The following is a 17,629-nucleotide window of genomic DNA, read 5'->3' as shown; positions in this document are numbered from 1 at the left end:
TGACCGGACGCCGGCGACACGGCTCGTGACCGTCACCTCGCGAGGTCGACCTGCGGAGATGCCGGCGCCGCTCGTGGCGGCGCCGGCAGGCGGTGCGTCAGGCCGCGATCACTTCTTGAAGGCGTCCAGCTGGTGGTACTTGCCCTTGTCGTCCCACTCGTAGACGACATAGTCGGAGACCTTCAGGTCGCCCTTCATGTCCCACTCTTTCTTGCCCATCACGGTTTGCACCGGATGCGATTTCAGCCACTTGGAAGCGGCGGCCGGATCGGTCTTGCCCGCGCCGTTGAAGCCGGCGGCCAGGGCTTGCAGCGTGGCATAGGCGTAGAGGGTGTAGCCTTCGGGCTCGAAGCCGTTGGCGCGGAATTTCTCCACCACGCTCTTGCCGTCCGGGATCAGGCGCGGGTCGGCGCCGAAGGTCATCAGCACGCCCTTGACGTATTGCGGGCCGCCGGCGGTGGTGACCAGTTCGTCGGTGACGATGCCGTCGTCGGACATGAACTTGGCGGTCAGGCCCTGCTCACGCATTTGGCGAACCAGGGGACCTGCTTCCGGGTGCAGGCCGCCGAAGTAGACGACCTCGGCGCCCGAGGCGCGGATCTTGGTGACCAGGGCGTTGAAGTCCTTCTCGCCACGGGTCAGGCCTTCATAGAGGACTTCCTTCACGCCGCGCTTGTTCAGCTGCGCCTTGGTGGCGTCGGCCAGGCCCTGGCCGTAGGTGTCCTTGTCGTGGATGACCGCGACTTTCTTGGCCTTCAGCACGTCGACGATGTAGTCGCCGGCGACGATGCCCTGCTGGTCGTCACGGCCGCACATACGGAACATGTTGGCCAGTCCGCGCTCGGTCACGGCCGGGTTGGTCGAGCCGGGGGTCATGGCGATGATGCCGGCCTCGTCATAGACCTCGGAGGCGGGAATGGTCGAGGAGGAGCAGAAGTGGCCGACCACGGCGACTGCCTTGTCCTCGTCTACCAGGCGGTTGGCCACGGCTACGGCCTGCTTGGGTTCGCAGGCGTCGTCGGCCTTGACCAGCTTGATCTTCTCACCGTTGATGCCGCCGGCTGCGTTGATGTCCTCGGCGGCCTGGGACGCCCCGCGCCAGTACTGCTCGCCGAAGGAAGCGTTGGCCCCGGTGTGCGGGCCGGCAACGCCGATCACGACGTCGGCTTCGGCGAGAGAAGTCATGCCCATTGCGGCGGTTACCGCCAGAGCCAGAAAGCCTTTTCTGAAAATCTTCTGCGACATGGAGTTTTGCTCCTGAGGTTTTTGTGATGACGCGCGAAACACCAGATGTTGGCGATTAGCCAACAGCAAGCCGCGTGCCATTCGTTTTTGTTATTGGCAAAGTCCTACAGCAAAACCAAACAGAGCTGATAGATAACGGCCTCTACCGCGTGCAACCCCACAGATAGAAAGGTGCAACCCATCCATTTGCGAGGCGCAACCAGCCACCCTGCACGCCGACGAAAATCGGCAGCGACAGGCGCAACCCGAGAAGTAACCATCGCTGTAACCGAACTGCACATTCGCGGTGCGCGCCTGGGACGGTAACGCACCAAAAAGGCTAGACCATAGTGCAGAACGGGTCAGATGGATGGCGGACGGAGCCGGGCGAGCTCCGTCCCTGGAGCCGCTTCCTCAGATCACCACGCGCAGGCACTGGCCGGCGTGATAAAGCGAGAAGCCCGCTTCGTACAGACAACTGCGTAGGCCCACCGCGGATATTTCCTCGAGGGGACGCAGCGGCATGGGCAGGGCATTGCTGTCGCCGCGCAACAGGAAATCGGCGAAGGCCTTGCCTACCACGGTGCCCGTGGTCACGCCGCGACCGTTGTAGCCGCTCATGGCGAGCAGCCCCGGCGCCGGCTCGAACAGGCGCATCAGGTGGTCGGGGGTGAAGTCGATGCAGCCGGTCCAGGTGAACTCCCAGTCCACCTTGCCCAGCCGGGGGAAGTAATGCTGCTGGACACGGTCGGCCCAGCTCTTGAGGAACCAGGCCGGCTTGCCGGTGCCCTTGCCCAGGCTGCCGAGCAGCAGGCGGCCATCGGCGTCGCGACGGATGCTGCTGAGCACTTGTCGGGTGTCCCAGGAACCCTGGCCGCCGGGCAGGATTCGATCAGCCTCGGCGCCTTCCAGCGGACGCGAGGCGACCTGGTAGTAGTAACCGGGGAAGAAAGTGCGGCGCAGCTGCGTCCACTCGCCTTCGGTGTAGGCGCTGGAGGCGATCACCACCTTCTGCGCCAGCACGCTGCCGGCGTCGGTGCGCACGCGCCAGGCGTCGCCTTCCTTGTGCAGGGCGGTGACCGCCGAATGGTGATAGAGCTCGCCACCCATGCCGACCACGGCGCGGGCCAGGCCGCTGACGTAGGCCATCGGGTTGACGGTGCCGGCACGGCGGTCGAGCAATGCGCCGGCGATTTTCTCGGTGCCACAGGCTTCGGCACAGGCCGCGCCGGTCAGCAGTTCGACCGGGGCGCCGCGCCGCTGCCACTGTTCGCAGCGGCTGCGCAGGTCGTTCAGGCCGCGCTGGTTGTGCGCCATGTGCAGGGTGCCTTCGTTGCGCGCCTGGCACTGGATGCCGTACTTGTCGATCAGCGAGAAGACCAGCGAAGGAGCCGCGCCCAGCATGCGGTTGAGGCGCCCGCCGACGTCCGCGCCCAGACCGGCCTCGATCTCGTCCGGCGGAATCCACAGGCCGGCGTTGACCAGCCCGACGTTGCGCCCGGCGCCGCCATTGCCGGTGCGATGAGCCTCCAGCACGCACACGCGCTGGCCCTCTTCCAACAGATGCAGCGCCGCCGAAAGGCCGGTGAAGCCGGCACCGATCACACAGACATCGGCCTTGCGTTCCCCTTGAAGCGCCGGTGCATCCGGCCGCTCGGGGGTCAGGTATTCCCACAGACACTCTTGGCGAAGCGACATCCAGCGATCCTTATTCGTGAATCTTGTGAATGACTCGGTACTGCGGTGTTGCCATTGGGTCCCCGCGTTCGCGGGGATGACACGGGAGGGCCGGAGCCCTCCACCGCCAATCCCGCGAACGCGGGAACCCAGCAGACAGCCTCAATCGAACACTATGCCCTGGGCCAGCGGCAACTCCCGCGACCAGTTCACGGTGTTGGTCTGCCGGCGCATGTAGGCCTTCCAGGCGTCGGAGCCGGATTCGCGGCCACCGCCGGTTTCCTTCTCGCCGCCGAAAGCGCCGCCGATTTCCGCGCCGCTCGGGCCGATGTTGACGTTGGCGATGCCGCAGTCGCTGCCGATCGCCGACATGAAGCCTTCCGCCTCGCGCACGTCAGTGGTGAACACACAGGAAGACAGGCCCTGGGGCACGGCATTGTTCAGCGCCACCGCCTCGTCGAAGTCCTTGTAGGGGATCACGTAGAGGATCGGCGCGAAGGTCTCGTGACGCACCACGTCGCTCTGCTCGGGCATCTCGACGATGGCCGGGGAGACGTAGAAGGCGTTGGGGAATTCGTTCTGCAGCTGGCGCTCGCCACCAAAGACCACGCCGCCTTCGCCGCGGGCCTGCTCAAGCGCACCCTGCATGGCGAGGAAGCTGTGCTCGTCGATCAGCGGACCGACCAGGTTGCCCTGTAGAGGATGGCCGATGCGGACTTTCGAGTAGGCAGCCTTCAGGCGGGCGACGATCTCGTCCTTCACCGACTCGTGGGCAATCAGCCGGCGCAGGGTGGTGCAACGCTGGCCGGCGGTGCCGACGGCGCTGAACAGGATGGCGCGCACGGCCATGTCGAGGTCGGCGCTCGGGGCCAGGATCATGGCGTTGTTGCCGCCCAGTTCGAGGATGCTGCGAGCGAAGCGCGCGGCGACGCGCGGGCCCACTTCGCGGCCCATGCGGGTGCTGCCGGTGGCGCTGACCAGGGCGACGCGAGGATCGTCCACCAGGGCTTCGCCGGCGGCGCGATCACCGATCACCACCTGGCTCAGGTGCGCCGGGGCATCGCCGAAGCGGGCGATGGCCTTTTCGAAAAGCGCCTGGCAGGCCAGCGCGGTGAGCGGAGTCTTCTCGGAGGGTTTCCACACCACGGTGTCGCCGCAGACCAGCGCCAGCGTGGTGTTCCACGCCCACACGGCGACCGGGAAGTTGAAGGCGCTGATCACGCCGACCACGCCCAGCGGCTGCCAGGTTTCGCGCATGTGGTGGCCCGGGCGCTCGGAGGCGATGGTCAGGCCGTAGAGCTGGCGCGACAGGCCGACGGCGAAGTCGCAGATGTCGATCATTTCCTGCACTTCGCCCAGGCCTTCCTGGGTGATCTTGCCGGCTTCCCAGGACACCAGTTCGCCGAGCTCGGCCTTGTGCGCGCGCAGCTCTTCGCCGAACAGACGCACCAGCTCGCCGCGACGCGGCGCCGGCACGGCACGCCAGGCGACGAAGGCCTGGGCAGCGCGGCCGATCTTCTGCTCGACCTCGGCGGCGCTCTCCAGGCGCACTGCGCCCAGACGGCTGCCGTCGATGGGGCTGTGGATCACGTGGTCGCCGTTGGTGTAGGCCTGGGAATCGACTCCCAGTTTCGCGAGCAGTGCGGAAATCATCATCTCTCCTGGTCCTTGCGGATAAGCCATTGGAATGAAAGCAGTAATAACTGGCTTGCCAACGGCCAACAAACGACGTTTCCTCTGCACATCATTCCGTAAATTCATGCCACGGCCCGAGGATTGGTCGGGCCCTTCGCACAGCACCGTCCGGATCGACTCGCCACCATGCTGAACAAACGCCACTTGCCCTCCATGACCGCCCTGCAGTGCTTCGAAGCCGTGGCGCGGCACCTGAGCTTCACCCGCGCCTCGGAGGAGCTGGCGCTGACGCAGAGCGCGGTGAGCAAACAGGTGGCGCAGCTCGAAGAGATGCTCCAGCACCTGCTGTTCCGCCGCGTGCGCCGGCGCCTGCAGCTGACGCCGGCGGGCGAGCTGTACCTGCAGGAGGTGCGCAAGATCCTCAGCCAGGTCGAGCTGTCCACCCAGTACCTGTTGTCCTACGGCGGCGAGACCGAGGTGCTGCGCGTCTCCACCCCGCCCACTTTCGGTGCGCGCTGGCTGGTGCCGCAGCTCAACGGCTGGCGCCACCGCCATCCGAACATCCACCTGGACCTGCGCCAGGAGCTGGAGCCGGTCGATCTGCTGCAATCGCGCTGCGACCTGGCGTTCTTCTTCGGCCCCGGCACCCTGCCCGGCGCCGAGTGCGTGCGCCTGTTCGGCGAGGAAGTGGTGCCGGTGTGCGCCCCCTCGCTGCTGCCGCCGCAGCCGCTGACCGACCCGCTGCAACTCGACGGCCTGGTGCTGCTGCAGAACGCCACCCGTCCGGAGGCCTGGCACGAGTGGTTCGCCAGCCTCGACCGACGCAGCGAACACAGCTTCCACGGGCCGCGCTTCGATACCTTCTACATGTGCATCCGTGCAGCGCAGGCCGGCTGTGGCGTGGCCCTGCTGCCGCGCTTCCTGGTGGAAGAAGAATTGCAGGAAGGCAAGCTGGCCATCGCCTGGCCGCATGCCCTGGAAAGCCGCAGCGCCTACTACCTGGCCTACCCCGAGCATGCCGCCGCGGTGCCCAAGGTGCGCGCATTCGTCGAATGGATCGGCGAACGCCTCGGCAAAACCGAATGACACCAGCCCCGGGCATCGCCCGGCGCGCCCGAGGCTGGTATTTTTTCCGCATCCGACAGGCGCCGACCTGTCCACAGCCGGATCGAGGAATCCCATGAAAGCCATCCAAGACGCCATCGCCAAAGACCTCAACGTGCAGCCGCCCTTCGAGGGCGAACAGGCCGTGCAGGCGGAAATCCAGCGCCGCATCCGCTTCATCCAGGACAGCCTGCGCGAATCGGGCACCAAGACCCTGGTGCTGGGCATCAGCGGCGGCGTCGACTCGCTCACCGCCGGCATGCTCTGCCAGCGCGCCGTTGAGGGCCTGCGTGCCGAGACTGGCGACGAAAGCTACCGCTTCATCGCCGTGCGCCTGCCGTACAACGTGCAGGGCGACGAAGCCGACGCCCAGGCCTCGGTGGACTGCATCAACCCGGACGAGCGCCATACCGTGAACATCGGCCCGTCGGTGAAGGCCCTGGCCGCGGAGATCCGCGCCCTCGACGGCCTGGCGCCGGCCACCGCCGACTTCGCCCTGGGCAACACCAAGGCGCGCATCCGCATGGTCGCCCAGTACACCATCGCCAACGCCCGCCAGGGCCTGGTGGTCGGCACCGACCATGGTGCCGAAGCGGTGATGGGCTTCTTCACCAAGTTCGGCGACGGCGCCTGCGACATCGCCCCGCTGACCGGCCTGGTGAAGCACCAGGTGCGCACCATCGCCCGCACCCTGGGCGCGCCGGAATTCCTGGTGGAGAAAGTGCCGACCGCCGACCTCGAGGACCTCGCTCCCGGCAAGCCGGACGAGCACGCCCACGGCGTGACCTACAAGGAGATCGACGCCTTCCTGCACGGCAAGCCGGTCAGCCCGGAGGCGTTCGAGATCATCAAGCGCACCTACGAGAAGACCCACCACAAGCGCCAGTTGCCGAAGGCGCCGTAAGGTCGACCGCTCCGCTCCTGACCTTGTAGGAGCGGACCTTGTCCGCGATAGCCGAAAGCAGCGGCACGATTCGCGGATGAGATCCGCTCCTACAGGGTTGAAGCTCTGCCGTCAGGCAACGCGCGCAGGCAGCACGTACAGCCACACCGCCACGAAGTGCAGCAGGCTGCCGGCGATGACGAACAAGTGCCAGATGCCATGCCAGTGGCGGAAGCGCTCGTCGTAGGCGAAGAACAGGATGCCGATGGTGTAGCTCGCCCCGCCGGCCACCAGCCAAGCCACTCCGGCATCACCCAGGGCACGGTGCAAGGGCCCCAGGGCGATCAGCACTATCCAGCCCATCACCGCGTAGATGACGATGGACAGCACCCGCGCCTCGGAGCGCGGCTTGATTTCCTGCAGCATGCCGAAGATCGCCAATCCCCAGACGATGCCGAACAGCGTCCAGCCCCAGGCACCCTTCAGGCTGACCAGGCAGAACGGCGTGTAGCTGCCGGCGATCAGCAGGTAGATCGACAGGTGGTCGAGCTTGCGCAGCACAGCTTTAGCCCGCCCGCGCACGCTGTGGTACGCGGTGGAGATGCTGTAGAGCATTAGCAACGTGCCGCTATAGACCGACACCCCGACGATCTTCAGGGCGTCGCCCAGCAGACTGCTGCTCACCACCAGCCAAGTGCCGCCGGCCAGCGCCAGCAGGGCGCCGACAAGGTGGGTCCAGGCGTTGAAGCGTTCACCGTGATACATGATTCCCCCCGGCACCCGCCCAGGCGGGGCGGACGCGCTCAAGGGAAAAGGTAGAACGAAAAAGCCCGGCACAAGGCCGGGCTTTTCAGTTGGGCGACGAAATCACTTCAGGGTCAGGGTGCCCTTCATCATCGCGGAATGGCCGGGGAAGCTGCAGAAGAACGTGTACTGCTCGTCTGCCTTGAGCTTGGAGACGTCGAAGGTGACCGAATCCTTCTCGCCGGCACCGATGATCTTGGTGTGGGCGATCACGCGGGTATCGCCGTCCTTCAGGTAGTTCTTGTCCAGGCCGGCGGCCATGCCGTCGCCTACCACGCCCTGCATGTCGGCGGCGGTGGTCAGCACCCAGTTGTGGCCCATGACGTTCTTGGCCAGGGCGCCGGGGTGGGACAGGTTGACGGTGAAGGTCTTGCAGCTCTTGTCCACGCTGATGGCGTTGGTGCTGAACTGCATCTGGTCGGTGCCCTGGATGTCGACGGAGCATTCGGCGGCCAGCAGCGGAGCGCTGAACAGGGCGAGCAGGGAAACGGCGGCGAGTTGGCGGAACATGGGAGCCTCCTAGGCAGGTTGGGCGGGAAACCGGAGCAGCAGGCTGCCCGAAACGCAAAGGCCGGCTGCTGATCCAGGTCAAAACGGCGGCAACGAGTGCCAGTGTTGTGCCATGGCTGATTTCTATCAGACCGATCCGAAGGATCAACGAGGCAAAACAGCGCGCCCCGTCCAGCATAGCCCCACGCCAACGACCAGGAGCAAAACCATGCCGAGAAAATCGGATACAACCATGTATACAATATTTCAACAGCTGTTCGCCAGCTACGCGCTCGGTGCCTGTGGCGGCTGATCGGCCGCAGGCTTGGTCCGTCCCGCGTCAGCCGGTAACCTTGGCGGTTCGTTGTCCGTCACGGAGTTCCAAGCGATGACCCTGCGTTCCGTCTGCGTGTTCTGCGGCGCCAGCCCCGGTGCCAGTCCCATCTACCGCGAAGCCGCGGAAAACCTCGGTCGACATCTCGCCGAGCGCGGCTTGCGCCTGGTCTATGGCGGCGGTGCAGTGGGCCTGATGGGCATGGTCGCCGACGCTGCCCTGGCTGCCGGCGGTGAAGTGATCGGCATCATTCCGCAGAGCCTGCAGGACGCCGAGATCGGTCACAAAAGCCTGACCCGCCTGGAAGTGGTGGATGGCATGCACGCCCGCAAGGCGCGCATGGCGGAGCTGGCCGACGCCTTCGTCGCCCTGCCCGGCGGCCTGGGCACCCTGGAAGAACTCTTCGAGGTCTGGACCTGGGGCCAGCTCGGCTACCACGCCAAGCCCCTGGGCCTGCTCGAAGTGAACGGTTTCTACGAACCGCTGCTGACCTTCCTCGACCACCTGGTGGACGAGCGCTTCGTGCGCCCGCAACACCGCGGCATGCTGCAGCGCGGCGCCACCCCAGCCGAACTGCTGGACGCCCTCGAAGCCTGGCAACCGCTGGCCGCACCCAAGTGGGTCGACCGCACGCCGACCTAACGCCAGCAGCGTACGTCCGGGCCCCGGTCGCCCAGCGCATTGAGCGTCAGCGCCGGGCATTCCGGGTCCCGGCGCAGGGCCACGGCGACCAGCCGGAAGCCGCCGTCGGCCCCGTCGCCGGCACTCACCTCCAGGCGGTAGAGGCCACTGCGTGAAAGCGCATCCAGGCCCAGCAGGTCGATCTGCCCGCTGACTCGCACGAAGCGGTGGTTCTGCGCGAAGTAGCGCTCCTGGCGCGCCGCCGCGTCCATGAGCAGCGCCCGCCCCTCCACGCGGTTCGCCCGCAGCACGTGCGCCTGGTAATTGGGGATGGCAATGCTCGCGAGGATGCCGAGGATCGCCAGGGCCAGCAGCAACTCCAGCAAACCGAAACCGCGCACGCGCTTCACAGGCCGCCCTCCAGTACGCGCCAGCTCTGCCGGCCGGGCCGCACGCCGTCAAAGAAGCGCACTGTCTCGCTGCGGCCCAGGGCAATGCCCAGGCCACTGGCCAGATCGAATGCGTACGACAAGCCACTGTCGCCGACGACGAGTCGCAAGCTGGCCACGACTTCGCCCTCGCGACGGTCGGCCTCGTCGATGCTCCCGTCATGGTTTGCATCGAGCGCATCGACCTGCGGCGCCCCACCGGTGCGCGGATCGACGGCCAGCAGGCGGCTGACCACTCCGCTACAGGGATCGGCATTCGGCGCCAGGGTGGTGAACAGCGCCAGTTGGCCGCTGCTGACCGGGTCGGCGATCGACCGCTCGCCCGCCTCCGGCAAATCGACATACCAGCCCCATTGCTTCACCCGCGCCTCGGGGTCCTTCTCCACTCGCCAGACCACCGGATGACGGCTGAGGCTTCGGCGCCCCGCTGCGTCCTCGGCCCCGAGCACCTGTCGCTGCAGATCGGTGCGGGTGATGCGCGGCGTGCCGAGTGCGGCCTCGCCCGCCGTATGCCGATCCCAGATGCCGTAGAGGCTCATTGGCCTGCCAACCGCAGGTCGAGCGTCGGCTTCCTCGAAGAACTTGCCGGTGCCAAACAGCACCAGCAGGCCCTCACCGGTGGGATGGCGGATCACCCGGGGCGCGGCGCTGATTGGCTGCGGACGCGAGGCAGCATCGCGGGCAGCGAACAACGGGCGCCCAGCGAATGCTGTGCGCGCCCCCTCCGCGCCCGCAGCGAGGTCGAAGCGCCAGAGATTGCCGAGCAGATCGCCGGCATAGGCGTAGTCGGCAATGCCGTCGCCATTTCGGTCCACCGCGCGCGGGCTGGACAGGCCGCTGGGCGCACCGCTGTGATCATTCGCCGACAACACCTGAAGCAGGCGGCCGCTGCCGATGTCGATCAGATAGAGCAGCGCCCTGTCGTTCCGGCTGCCATAGCCGTTCGCTGCCAGCACTACCCAGCGCCCATCGCTCAGCCGTACCAGGCTCGGACGCGGCAAGCCGAAACCGAGCTCGGCGAAGCGTTCGCTGGCGTCGATCTCCCAGAGCAACCGCGGGCTCCGCGGATCGCTCACGTCCAGCGCAAAGAACCCTCGCCCCCCGCCGCCAAGGCTGCCGACCAGCACGGTGTGCCAGTCACCGTCGATGTAGACATCCTCGGCCACCAGCGGCCCGTCGACGAAGTAGCGATGCCGGTCGCCGACGTATCCCGGATCGGCCAACTGGTTGAGCTCGCCGATGACAGCGCTGGGCACGAAGGCGAAGAGCTCGTCGCCACTGTCGGCCGCAAAGGCGTGGAGCATGCCGTCGTTGGCGCCAACGTAGATCACGCTCGGACGCTGTGCCTGTGCTGCCTTGTAGGCGCTGTAGCGATGAGCTTGCGGGTCGTCTTCGAGTTGGTCGAGCGCCCGTGCGTTGCGCGAGGGCGGACCGATCAGCAAGGGAGTGGAATTGACGATGTCGCCCAGCACCGAGCTGCGCTGCCGAAAGAGCCGGCCTTCCTCTCCGCGCTCGCCGCGCAGGAACGCCAGGCGTTCGCGCCCCAGCCCATCCGGCTCGCCACCCGGCGGATGATCGAGCGCAGCCTGCTGCGCGGGGTCGAGATTGTCCCAACGGAATTCGACCAGCCTGCCGTCGCGGTTCATCAGCACGCGGCGCGCCATGCCCTGCGCTTCGAGTCGCGCCCTGGCGCTCCACAGCGCCTCGCGCGGAGCGTTCGGTTGGAGCCGGTAGCGCATGAGCTCGCCACTCCAGTCTTCGCTGTCGAAGCTCGCGACGTAGCCATGGGAGCCGGCCTCAACCGCAGGCGCTGCTATGGAGGCAAGGCACAAGGGCAATTGACTGACCTCCGCCTGCACCTGGAAGACCAGGCAAAAGGCGAGCGCTGACGCGCCCGCGAATGGGTGCTTCATGGGTTGTCCTCAGTTGGAATAGCGCCGCGCGTACACCGCTTGCAGGATCACCGGCGCACGTCCGGCGTCGCCGCTGGCATAGGCGTCGACGTAGTAGAAGTCGGTACGCGGAATCGCCTCGCCGAGATTGCCCAGGTTCAGCCCCTCGCCATCGCTGGCGAAGTACGCCGCATGCAGGCGCGGCGCCGGCTCGAAGCGCGTGCCGCCATCAGAGCCGCGGTAGTCGCGCGCATTGCCCGGGGCCGCCCACCAGCGCTGCGGAACGCCCTGCCACAGCCAGCGCCAGCGCTGGTCGCGGACCTCGCGCACTTGCTCGACCTGTAGCACGCAAAGTGCCTGTGCCGCGCGGCAGTCTTCCCCCCGCCCGTCCTCGGGCCCGGTCATCCGCGCCAGACGCCGCTCGCCCTCGCGTAACGCGGACTCGGCGGCATTGAAGACTCTCCGTTGCTCGGCGCCATTGCCCACCAGGCGGAATTCCAGCTGGGCCGCGCGCATGCCTGTCAGCGCCAGCAGGCTCAGCATCAGCAGCATGAGCAGCGCCACCAGGAGCACAGCGCCCGCCTGTCTGCGCTTCATGGGCCAATGCTCCGCAGCGCCAGGCTGAGCTGGCTGAGGTGCAGCAGGCGGTGGTCCCCGGCGGGCCGTTCGAGTCGCCTGCCGCTGAGCGCGCGCCAGTGCTCCAGGCGCTCGCTGGCAATGCCGTCGGCCGCCCGCTGCTCACTGGCGAACAGCAGGGCGAGGCCGATGGACTGGAGCGGGTCCCGCGGCCGGGGAAGTGGCTGGAACTGAAAATCCAGCAGCCCATCGACCAGCACGCTGCTACTGGCGAAACCCACAGCGCTCTCGACGCGGGAAGCACAACCCAGCTCGCCGGCGAGGCTGTCGAAACTCAGGCGCGCCACCACGTTGAGCGGCTGCGCGGAGAAGGCCAGCGGGTTGCCCGTGCAGTCCGCCTCCTGCGCTTCGAAGCCGCGCTGATAGCGCACACACAGCTCGGCGCGGCGACCGTCGCCAGCATGTGCGAGGGCAATGCTCTGACCGCTGGCGAAGGCGGGACAGCCGCCACTCGCGGGCATAGCCCCAAAGGCCGCTTCAGGCGAATCCTGCTCGGGCCTGGTGCGATAACCCGCCTGCGCCACCAGCCGGCTGATGAGCTGGATGGCGAGCCGGGCGTTCTCCTGGTTGGCCAGTTGCCCCTGCTGAACCCCGTAATGCCGCTTGCCGTCGAGGAACAGCTGGGTGATGCCCAGCACCAGGAAGCCGCCCAGCGCCAAGGCCACCAGCAGCTCGACCAGCGCCAGGGCGCGCTGCCGCCTCATTTCATAGTTCCGCGCGCAGGGCATGGCTGCATACCTCCTGCTCGCACAGGCCAGAGCGACGGTCGGACCAGAACAGACGCACGAGCACCGCGCTGCCGGTCGCCGAACATTGCCCGGGCGCGGCGCTTCGACAGATCTCGACGCGCCCGAGCAGCTCCGCGTCTACCGGCAGCAGCCGCTCGATGCTCTGCCGCCAGCACCCGAGGTCGGCGCGCGCGACGGCAACACCGCCGGCGCGGCGATCGCGCTCGGCACAATTTCCCGTTGCACCGGGGAAAGCTTCGCCGTGCGCTTTGAAATAGCCGTCGATGCCTGCTGGGTTACTGCGCATCAGCTCCAGCAGATCGCTGGCCAGCAAGGTCGCGCTATCGCGCCATTGCGCGTCCAGTAGGTGCTGCTGGGCCCTGGCCTGAAAGGCCAGCGACCCGAGCACGCCGATGCCCAGCACCAGCAGCGCGACCAGCACTTCGATCAGGGTGAATCCACGGGAGTCCTGCATGGGCGATCCTCGGCATGGCCATTGGGAGCGCACAGGCTGCCGCGCGAGTGCAGGCGGCGATGCAGGCTTCGTCCATCACTAGGCGAAGGGTTTTCCCCCAGGATGCTAGGAGGGTTTTGACGGCGCACCGACGCTTCCTACGTGGCGTCCGGTTGTCCGCGCCAGCCGACCGCTCATCGTGGACGGAGTAGGAAGCGTCCCTCAGAAACGCGAAAAGCACGCCGAAGCGTGCTTTCCGGAAACCCTCCAGCTGCGCTAGTTGCCGGGCGCCTGATGAACGATCACGTTCTGCGTCGGGGTCGGCGCCGGGAAGCCAGTGCCCAGCGCTTCCTTGATGGTACGGTTGGTGTCGAAGTAGACCTGCCAGTAGTTGTCGTTGTGGCAGTACGGACGCACCGCCAGTACCGGGCCGACCAGGTTGAACTCGAGGATTTCCACGTCCACCGCCGGTTCGGCGAGCACGTTGGGGACCTGCGCGATGCGCTCCTTGAGCAGGGCGGCGGCGGCGGCATAGTCGGCGGCGCCGGACAGCTGTGCCTTGAGGTCTACACGGCGGAACGCGTTCTGAGTGAAGTTCTGGATGGTGTCGCCGAAGATCTTGTTGTTGCCAACGAGGGTCAGCACGTTGTCCGGAGTGTTGATCGCGGTGACGAACAGGCCGATCTCCTTGACCGTGCCGGTGACACCGCCGGCGCTGACGAAATCACCGACCTTGAACGGCCGCAGCACGATGATGAAGCCGCCGGCGGCGAGGTTGGCCAACAGTCCCGACCAGGCCATGCCGATGGCCACGCCGGCGGCGGCGATCAAGGCCGCCAGGCTGGTGGTCTGCACGCCGAAGTAACCGAGGATGCCGATCACCAGGACGATGTTCAGGGTCACGGTGATGAAGGAGCCGACATAGCGCAGCAGCGTGGGGTCGACCTTCTGCCGGCCAAGGGCCTTCTCGACCATGTTCACCGCCATGCCGATCAGCCAGCGGCCGATCATCCAGAAGGCAATGGCGGCGAGGATCTTGATGCCGAAGGCCAGGGCGTATTGCTGTACCAGCGCCCAGATCTCGTTGAATTTCTCCGTACTCACATTGACGATGTTGGTGTCACCCATGGTCTTGCCTCATCCGTTGATCGAGAAACGACCACGGAAAAGCTAGCACGCGCTCCGCAGCTTGCTCGCCGGGCAATTTTCCCGCTTGCGCGCGTTCAGACCGCCAGTTCCCAGTGCGGCATCACCGTCACGCGCACTTCCGGATCGTGGCTGCCGCCGCCGAGGATCACTCCGCGCAGCGGCGAGACGTCAGCGAAATCACGGCCCCAGGCCAGGGTGATGTGCTCCAGCGAGGGCAGCACGTCGTTGGTCGGGTCGAAGTCCACCCAGCCGTTCTGCGGGCAATACAACGACACCCAGGCATGCGAGGCGTCTGCGCCAATCAGTCGCGGCTGGCCGGGCGGCGGCTGGGTCAGCAGGTAGCCGCTGACGTAGCGCGCGGCCAACCCGCGCGAACGCAGGCAGGCGAGCATCAGGTGGGCGAAGTCCTGGCAAACGCCGCGGCGGCGCTCCAGCACTTCGGTCAGCGGCGTGGCGACCTGGGTCGCCTCGGCATCGAAGGCGAATTCGCCGTGGATCTTGCCCATCAGCCGCGCGGCGCCCTCGAGCAGCGGCAGGCCGGGCGTGAAGCAGTCGGCGCCGAACTCGGCGAACTGTCGCTTGATCCGTACGTAGGGCGATTCCACCCGGTAGCGGCAGGCGTCCAGCTCCTCACGGCCCAGCGGCCGTCCGCTGAAAGCCAACGCAGCAGCCACCTGCTCCCAGGCCGGCGAGGCCCGCAGGCTCAGCGGCAAGCGCGGTAGCACTTCCACCTGAAGGCGCGCATCGACCCGCAACTCGTCATGCGGGCGCTCGAAGGCCAGGCGCGTCAGGGGATTGCCGAAAACGTCGACGCCGTCGCTGCGCCGGGTCGGTAGCGGCTCGATCAGCAGCTCGCGGGCCAGGCAGCGCTGCCACGGGCAATCGCGCGGCCACAGGTGCAGCAGCTGCTGCGACAGCGATACGGGCGCGGCATAGCGGTAGCGGGTGTCGTGGAACACCTGGTAGCGGGCGACTTCGCCCGGCGGGCTGGAGACCAGGGGCAAGGCCATCAGGTGGACACCGTGCGTTGGCTGACGTCATCGACGTGAGCGAAGTAGCGCAGGCCGAGTCGATCGGAAACCTGCCCGGCACCGCGCGCCAGCTCGCGCAGCAGGCGCGCCAGGCCGGCGAGCACTTCGTCCAGCCCGGCATTGCCGAACAGCGCCTCTTCCAGAGTGGCGAAGTCGAAGCTGCGCAGGCGCTCGGTGAGGTGCTTCAGGTCCATTTCGCGCGGCGCGCCGAACTCCTGGTGCAGGCGATCCAGCGAGCGATCCAGGGCCTGCAATTGGAAGAACAGCGCGTGCGGGTTCTGCTCGTGCAGCAGGAGCAGGTCGAGGACCGGGATCAGCTGCGGCCCGGCCAAGTAGCGCGAACGATAGGTGATGGTGCTGTTGCCCAGCTCCAGCAACCACTCCAGGGCGCCCGGGTCCCAGGCCGCGCCGCCTTCGAGGAAGCCGGCGATGGCGTCGGCGAAGAACTGGATGCGTTCGATGCGCCGGCCAATCATCAGGAAGCGCCAGCCATCGTCGCGGGTCATGTCGTCGAGGGCGAAGCCGGACAGCGCCGCCAGCGACATCAGCAGGCGGTTGAGGAAGTCCAGGGCGTCGCCCAGCTCGGTACGCCGCGGATCCAGCCCCTGCAGCTCGCGCTGCAATTCGAGCAGCGCCAGCCAGTTTTCCCGCGACAAGCGTCCGCGCACCTGTGCCGCCGCCCAATGCAGACGGCGCAAGTTGGCGCTCAGGCTGCTGCCCCAATCGCCTTCAAGCAGGGCCGCCAGCAGGCGTTGCTCCAGCGGCTCTTCGCCCTGCGGCAACACGCCGAGGGCGCCGGCCAGGGCGAGCGCGCTGCGTAGGGCTTGTTCGTCGCCATCGGCATCGACATAGCGCGACAGCACCACGCGCAGCAGCCGCGCATTGTCATCGCAACGCTCGGCGTAGCGGCCGAACCAGAACAGGTTCTCCACCACCCGCGAGGGCAGGTACGGGTCTTCGCGGATCAGGTCGCGCGCGCCGATGCTGCGCGGCCGCAGGGGCTCGCCGTGGACCGGGAGGTCGGCCAGCACCCAGGTGTCCTTGCTCGCGCCGCCGCGCTGCATGGAGACCACTTCGGCGTCCGCCGCCGAGGCCACCCGCGTCAGCCCGCCGGGCATCACCCAGTAGCTGCCGTCGCTGCCGGCGACCACGAACACGCGCATGCCGATGGCCCGCGACTGCAGCTCGCCGCGCGCGCCGTGACTGTGCCAGACCGGTGCCTGGGAGAGTTGCGCCTGGCGTTGTGCGACATAGGCGTGCGGCTGCGCGGCCAGGCGCGCCTCCAGCTCGACGCGCGCCGCCGCATCCAGCGCATGGCCGAACAGCGGCTCGAAGCTCTGCGAGGGGAAGGCCGGCTTGATCACCAGATGGTCCAGCTCCGCCAGCGCGGTACTCACCGCCCCCGACTCACCGCACCAGCGCGTCTGCACGGCCGGCAGCAGCAGTTCTTCGTCGAGCAGGCGCCGCGCCACCGCCGGGAGGAAGCCCAGCAGACCGGGCGACTCCAGCACCCCGCTGCCCAGCGCGTTGGCCACCAGCACACGGCCGCAGCGCACGGCATCGAGCAGGCCGGGCACGCCGAGCGCGGAATCGGTACGCAGCTCCAGCGGATCGCAGAAGTCGTCGTCGAGGCGGCGCAATACCGCATGGACGCGCTGCAGGCCGCCGAGAGTCTTCAGGTACAGGGTGGCATCGCGCACCGTCAGGTCATGCCCCTCCACCAGCGGGAAGCCCAGCTGGCGCGCCAGGTAGAGGTGCTCGAAATAGGTCTCGTTGAAACGCCCCGGCGTCAGCAGCACCACCAGCGGCGTCTCGCCGTCGCTTGGTGCGCACTGCGAGAGGGTCTCCTGCAGGGTGCGGAAGTAACCGGCCAGGTATTGCACGCGCAGGTCGCGGTAGAGCTCCGGCAGGGCACGCGAGACGATCTGCCGGTTCTCCAGCGCATAGCCTGCGCCGGAGGGTGCCTGGGTGCGGTCGGCGAGCACGTGCCACCGGCCGTCAGCGTCGCGCGCAAGATCAGCCGCATAGCAGTGCAGGTAGATGCCGCCGGGCGGGGTCAGGCCGCTGCACGGCCAGAGGAAATTCGGATGGCCGTAGACCAGCTCGCTGGGCAGCAGCCCTTCGGCGAGCAGGCGTTGTTCGCCGTAGAGATCGGCCAGCACCGCATTGAGCAGCCGCGCACGCTGCGCCACGCCGCTGGCGATGCCTTCCCACTCCTCGGCGGACAGCAGGTTGGGCAGCAGGTCCAGCTCCCAGGGGCGGTCGGCGCCCTTGGGGTCGGCGTAGACGTTGTAGGTCACGCCGTTTTCCTGAATCTGCCGCGCCAGCAGGGCCTGGCGCTGGCGCAACTGGGCCACGCTGGAGCGCTCCAGGCGATGCAGCAGGCGCTGCCAGTGCGGGCGCACCGCGCCCTCGACGTCCAGCAGTTCGTGGTACGCCGTGGCGGTCAGCGGATAGTGGGCGAGCAGCTCGGACATCGGGGACTCGACGCGCAGGATGGCCTTCTCACTTTAGCGGGC

At 67.5% G+C, this 17,629-nt stretch carries 16 protein-coding genes; 3 read left to right on the top strand and 13 right to left on the bottom strand.

Annotation, left to right across the window (positions count from 1 at the left end):
* Positions 1-108: 108 nt before the first annotated feature.
* From ACA097_RS15495 to ACA097_RS15485, 3 genes are all read right to left on the bottom strand, one after another.
* Complete coding sequence (locus ACA097_RS15495) at positions 109-1,245, bottom strand: branched-chain amino acid ABC transporter substrate-binding protein (RefSeq protein WP_160288539.1); 1,137 nt, start codon at positions 1,243-1,245, stop codon at positions 109-111.
* Positions 1,246-1,638: 393 nt separating this feature from the next.
* Entirely contained in the window at positions 1,639-2,922 is a 1,284-nt protein-coding gene (locus ACA097_RS15490; protein WP_371364335.1) for an NAD(P)/FAD-dependent oxidoreductase, read from the bottom strand.
* Positions 2,923-3,063: 141 nt separating this feature from the next.
* Positions 3,064-4,554 carry an aldehyde dehydrogenase family protein gene (locus tag ACA097_RS15485; protein WP_371370527.1) on the bottom strand — a complete coding sequence of 497 codons (1,491 nt, stop codon included), beginning with the start codon at positions 4,552-4,554 and terminating at the stop codon, positions 3,064-3,066.
* 168 nt (positions 4,555-4,722) lie between these two features.
* On the opposite strand from ACA097_RS15485, the gene ACA097_RS15480 reads away from it, so the two are divergent.
* Entirely contained in the window at positions 4,723-5,622 is a 900-nt protein-coding gene (locus ACA097_RS15480; RefSeq protein WP_160288542.1) for a LysR family transcriptional regulator, read from the top strand.
* Between the two features lie 94 nt (positions 5,623-5,716).
* Positions 5,717-6,544 carry an ammonia-dependent NAD(+) synthetase gene (gene nadE, locus ACA097_RS15475; RefSeq protein WP_043255703.1) on the top strand — a complete coding sequence of 276 codons (828 nt, stop codon included), beginning with the start codon at positions 5,717-5,719 and terminating at the stop codon, positions 6,542-6,544.
* Between the two features lie 111 nt (positions 6,545-6,655).
* On the opposite strand, the gene ACA097_RS15470 is transcribed toward nadE, so the two are convergent.
* Positions 6,656-7,288 carry a hemolysin III family protein gene (locus ACA097_RS15470; RefSeq protein ID WP_371364333.1) on the bottom strand — a complete coding sequence of 211 codons (633 nt, stop codon included), beginning with the start codon at positions 7,286-7,288 and terminating at the stop codon, positions 6,656-6,658.
* 102 nt (positions 7,289-7,390) lie between these two features.
* A complete protein-coding gene (gene azu, locus ACA097_RS15465) occupies positions 7,391-7,837 on the bottom strand; it encodes an azurin (RefSeq protein WP_043255707.1) in 447 nt (148 codons plus the stop codon).
* 367 nt (positions 7,838-8,204) lie between these two features.
* Between azu and ACA097_RS15460 the strand changes: the two genes are divergently transcribed.
* Positions 8,205-8,792, top strand: a complete 588-nt coding sequence (locus ACA097_RS15460; RefSeq protein ID WP_043255708.1) for a TIGR00730 family Rossman fold protein — start codon at positions 8,205-8,207, stop codon at positions 8,790-8,792.
* Here ACA097_RS15460 and ACA097_RS15455 read toward each other — a convergent pair.
* The 8 genes from ACA097_RS15455 to ACA097_RS15420 all read right to left on the bottom strand — a co-directional run bounded on the left by ACA097_RS15455 (position 8,789) and on the right by ACA097_RS15420 (position 17,587).
* Positions 8,789-9,172: a type IV pilin protein gene (locus tag ACA097_RS15455; protein ID WP_236658336.1), complete on the bottom strand. Its 384-nt coding sequence runs from the start codon at positions 9,170-9,172 to the stop codon at positions 8,789-8,791. The genes ACA097_RS15460 and ACA097_RS15455 overlap by 4 nt on opposite strands.
* Positions 9,173-9,177: 5 nt before the next feature.
* Positions 9,178-11,133 (bottom strand): pilus assembly protein, encoded by a 1,956-nt coding sequence (locus tag ACA097_RS15450; protein ID WP_371364330.1) that lies wholly within the window; start codon positions 11,131-11,133, stop codon positions 9,178-9,180.
* A 9-nt stretch (positions 11,134-11,142) separates the two neighbouring features.
* Entirely contained in the window at positions 11,143-11,709 is a 567-nt protein-coding gene (locus tag ACA097_RS15445; RefSeq protein WP_371364328.1) for a PilX N-terminal domain-containing pilus assembly protein, read from the bottom strand.
* Complete coding sequence (locus ACA097_RS15440) at positions 11,706-12,452, bottom strand: PilW family protein (RefSeq protein ID WP_371364326.1); 747 nt, start codon at positions 12,450-12,452, stop codon at positions 11,706-11,708. The genes ACA097_RS15445 and ACA097_RS15440 overlap by 4 nt, the downstream gene beginning before the upstream one ends.
* 1 nt (position 12,453) lies before the next feature.
* On the bottom strand, positions 12,454-12,951 hold the full coding sequence (pilV, locus tag ACA097_RS15435; RefSeq protein ID WP_371364324.1) for a type IV pilus modification protein PilV: 498 nt from the start codon (positions 12,949-12,951) through the stop codon (positions 12,454-12,456).
* 255 nt (positions 12,952-13,206) lie between these two features.
* Positions 13,207-14,058 (bottom strand): mechanosensitive ion channel family protein, encoded by an 852-nt coding sequence (locus tag ACA097_RS15430; protein ID WP_371364322.1) that lies wholly within the window; start codon positions 14,056-14,058, stop codon positions 13,207-13,209.
* 95 nt (positions 14,059-14,153) lie between these two features.
* Positions 14,154-15,089, bottom strand: coding sequence for a transglutaminase N-terminal domain-containing protein (locus ACA097_RS15425; protein WP_371364320.1), 936 nt, complete (start codon positions 15,087-15,089; stop codon positions 14,154-14,156).
* Positions 15,089-17,587 carry a circularly permuted type 2 ATP-grasp protein gene (locus ACA097_RS15420; RefSeq protein WP_371364318.1) on the bottom strand — a complete coding sequence of 833 codons (2,499 nt, stop codon included), beginning with the start codon at positions 17,585-17,587 and terminating at the stop codon, positions 15,089-15,091. The genes ACA097_RS15425 and ACA097_RS15420 overlap by 1 nt, the downstream gene beginning before the upstream one ends.
* Between the last annotated feature and the right edge of the window lie 42 nt (positions 17,588-17,629).

Origin of the sequence: Pseudomonas sp. QL9, from assembly GCF_041409665.1 — a bacterium.
In the GTDB taxonomy this organism is placed as follows: Bacteria; Pseudomonadota; Gammaproteobacteria; order Pseudomonadales; family Pseudomonadaceae; genus Pseudomonas; species Pseudomonas knackmussii.
Note: the sequence above shows the minus strand (reverse complement) of the source record. Positions and strands in the feature narration are given on the sequence as shown.

Bases quoted from the DNA above. Each gene is read 5' to 3' on its own strand.
- ACA097_RS15495 (WP_160288539.1), bottom strand. From the start codon at position 1,245: ATGTCGCAGAAGATTTTCAGAAAAGGCTTTCTGGCTCTGGCGGTAACC.
- ACA097_RS15490 (WP_371364335.1), bottom strand. From the start codon at position 2,922: ATGTCGCTTCGCCAAGAGTGTCTGTGGGAATACCTGACCCCCGAGCGG.
- ACA097_RS15485 (WP_371370527.1), bottom strand. From the start codon at position 4,554: ATGATTTCCGCACTGCTCGCGAAACTGGGAGTCGATTCCCAGGCCTAC.
- ACA097_RS15480 (WP_160288542.1), top strand. From the start codon at position 4,723: ATGCTGAACAAACGCCACTTGCCCTCCATGACCGCCCTGCAGTGCTTC.
- nadE (WP_043255703.1), top strand. From the start codon at position 5,717: ATGAAAGCCATCCAAGACGCCATCGCCAAAGACCTCAACGTGCAGCCG.
- ACA097_RS15470 (WP_371364333.1), bottom strand. From the start codon at position 7,288: ATGTATCACGGTGAACGCTTCAACGCCTGGACCCACCTTGTCGGCGCC.
- azu (WP_043255707.1), bottom strand. From the start codon at position 7,837: ATGTTCCGCCAACTCGCCGCCGTTTCCCTGCTCGCCCTGTTCAGCGCT.
- ACA097_RS15460 (WP_043255708.1), top strand. From the start codon at position 8,205: ATGACCCTGCGTTCCGTCTGCGTGTTCTGCGGCGCCAGCCCCGGTGCC.
- ACA097_RS15450 (WP_371364330.1), bottom strand. From the start codon at position 11,133: ATGAAGCACCCATTCGCGGGCGCGTCAGCGCTCGCCTTTTGCCTGGTC.
- ACA097_RS15445 (WP_371364328.1), bottom strand. From the start codon at position 11,709: ATGAAGCGCAGACAGGCGGGCGCTGTGCTCCTGGTGGCGCTGCTCATG.
- ACA097_RS15440 (WP_371364326.1), bottom strand. From the start codon at position 12,452: ATGAGGCGGCAGCGCGCCCTGGCGCTGGTCGAGCTGCTGGTGGCCTTG.
- pilV (WP_371364324.1), bottom strand. From the start codon at position 12,951: ATGCAGGACTCCCGTGGATTCACCCTGATCGAAGTGCTGGTCGCGCTG.
- ACA097_RS15430 (WP_371364322.1), bottom strand. From the start codon at position 14,058: ATGGGTGACACCAACATCGTCAATGTGAGTACGGAGAAATTCAACGAG.
- ACA097_RS15425 (WP_371364320.1), bottom strand. From the start codon at position 15,089: ATGGCCTTGCCCCTGGTCTCCAGCCCGCCGGGCGAAGTCGCCCGCTAC.
- ACA097_RS15420 (WP_371364318.1), bottom strand. From the start codon at position 17,587: ATGTCCGAGCTGCTCGCCCACTATCCGCTGACCGCCACGGCGTACCAC.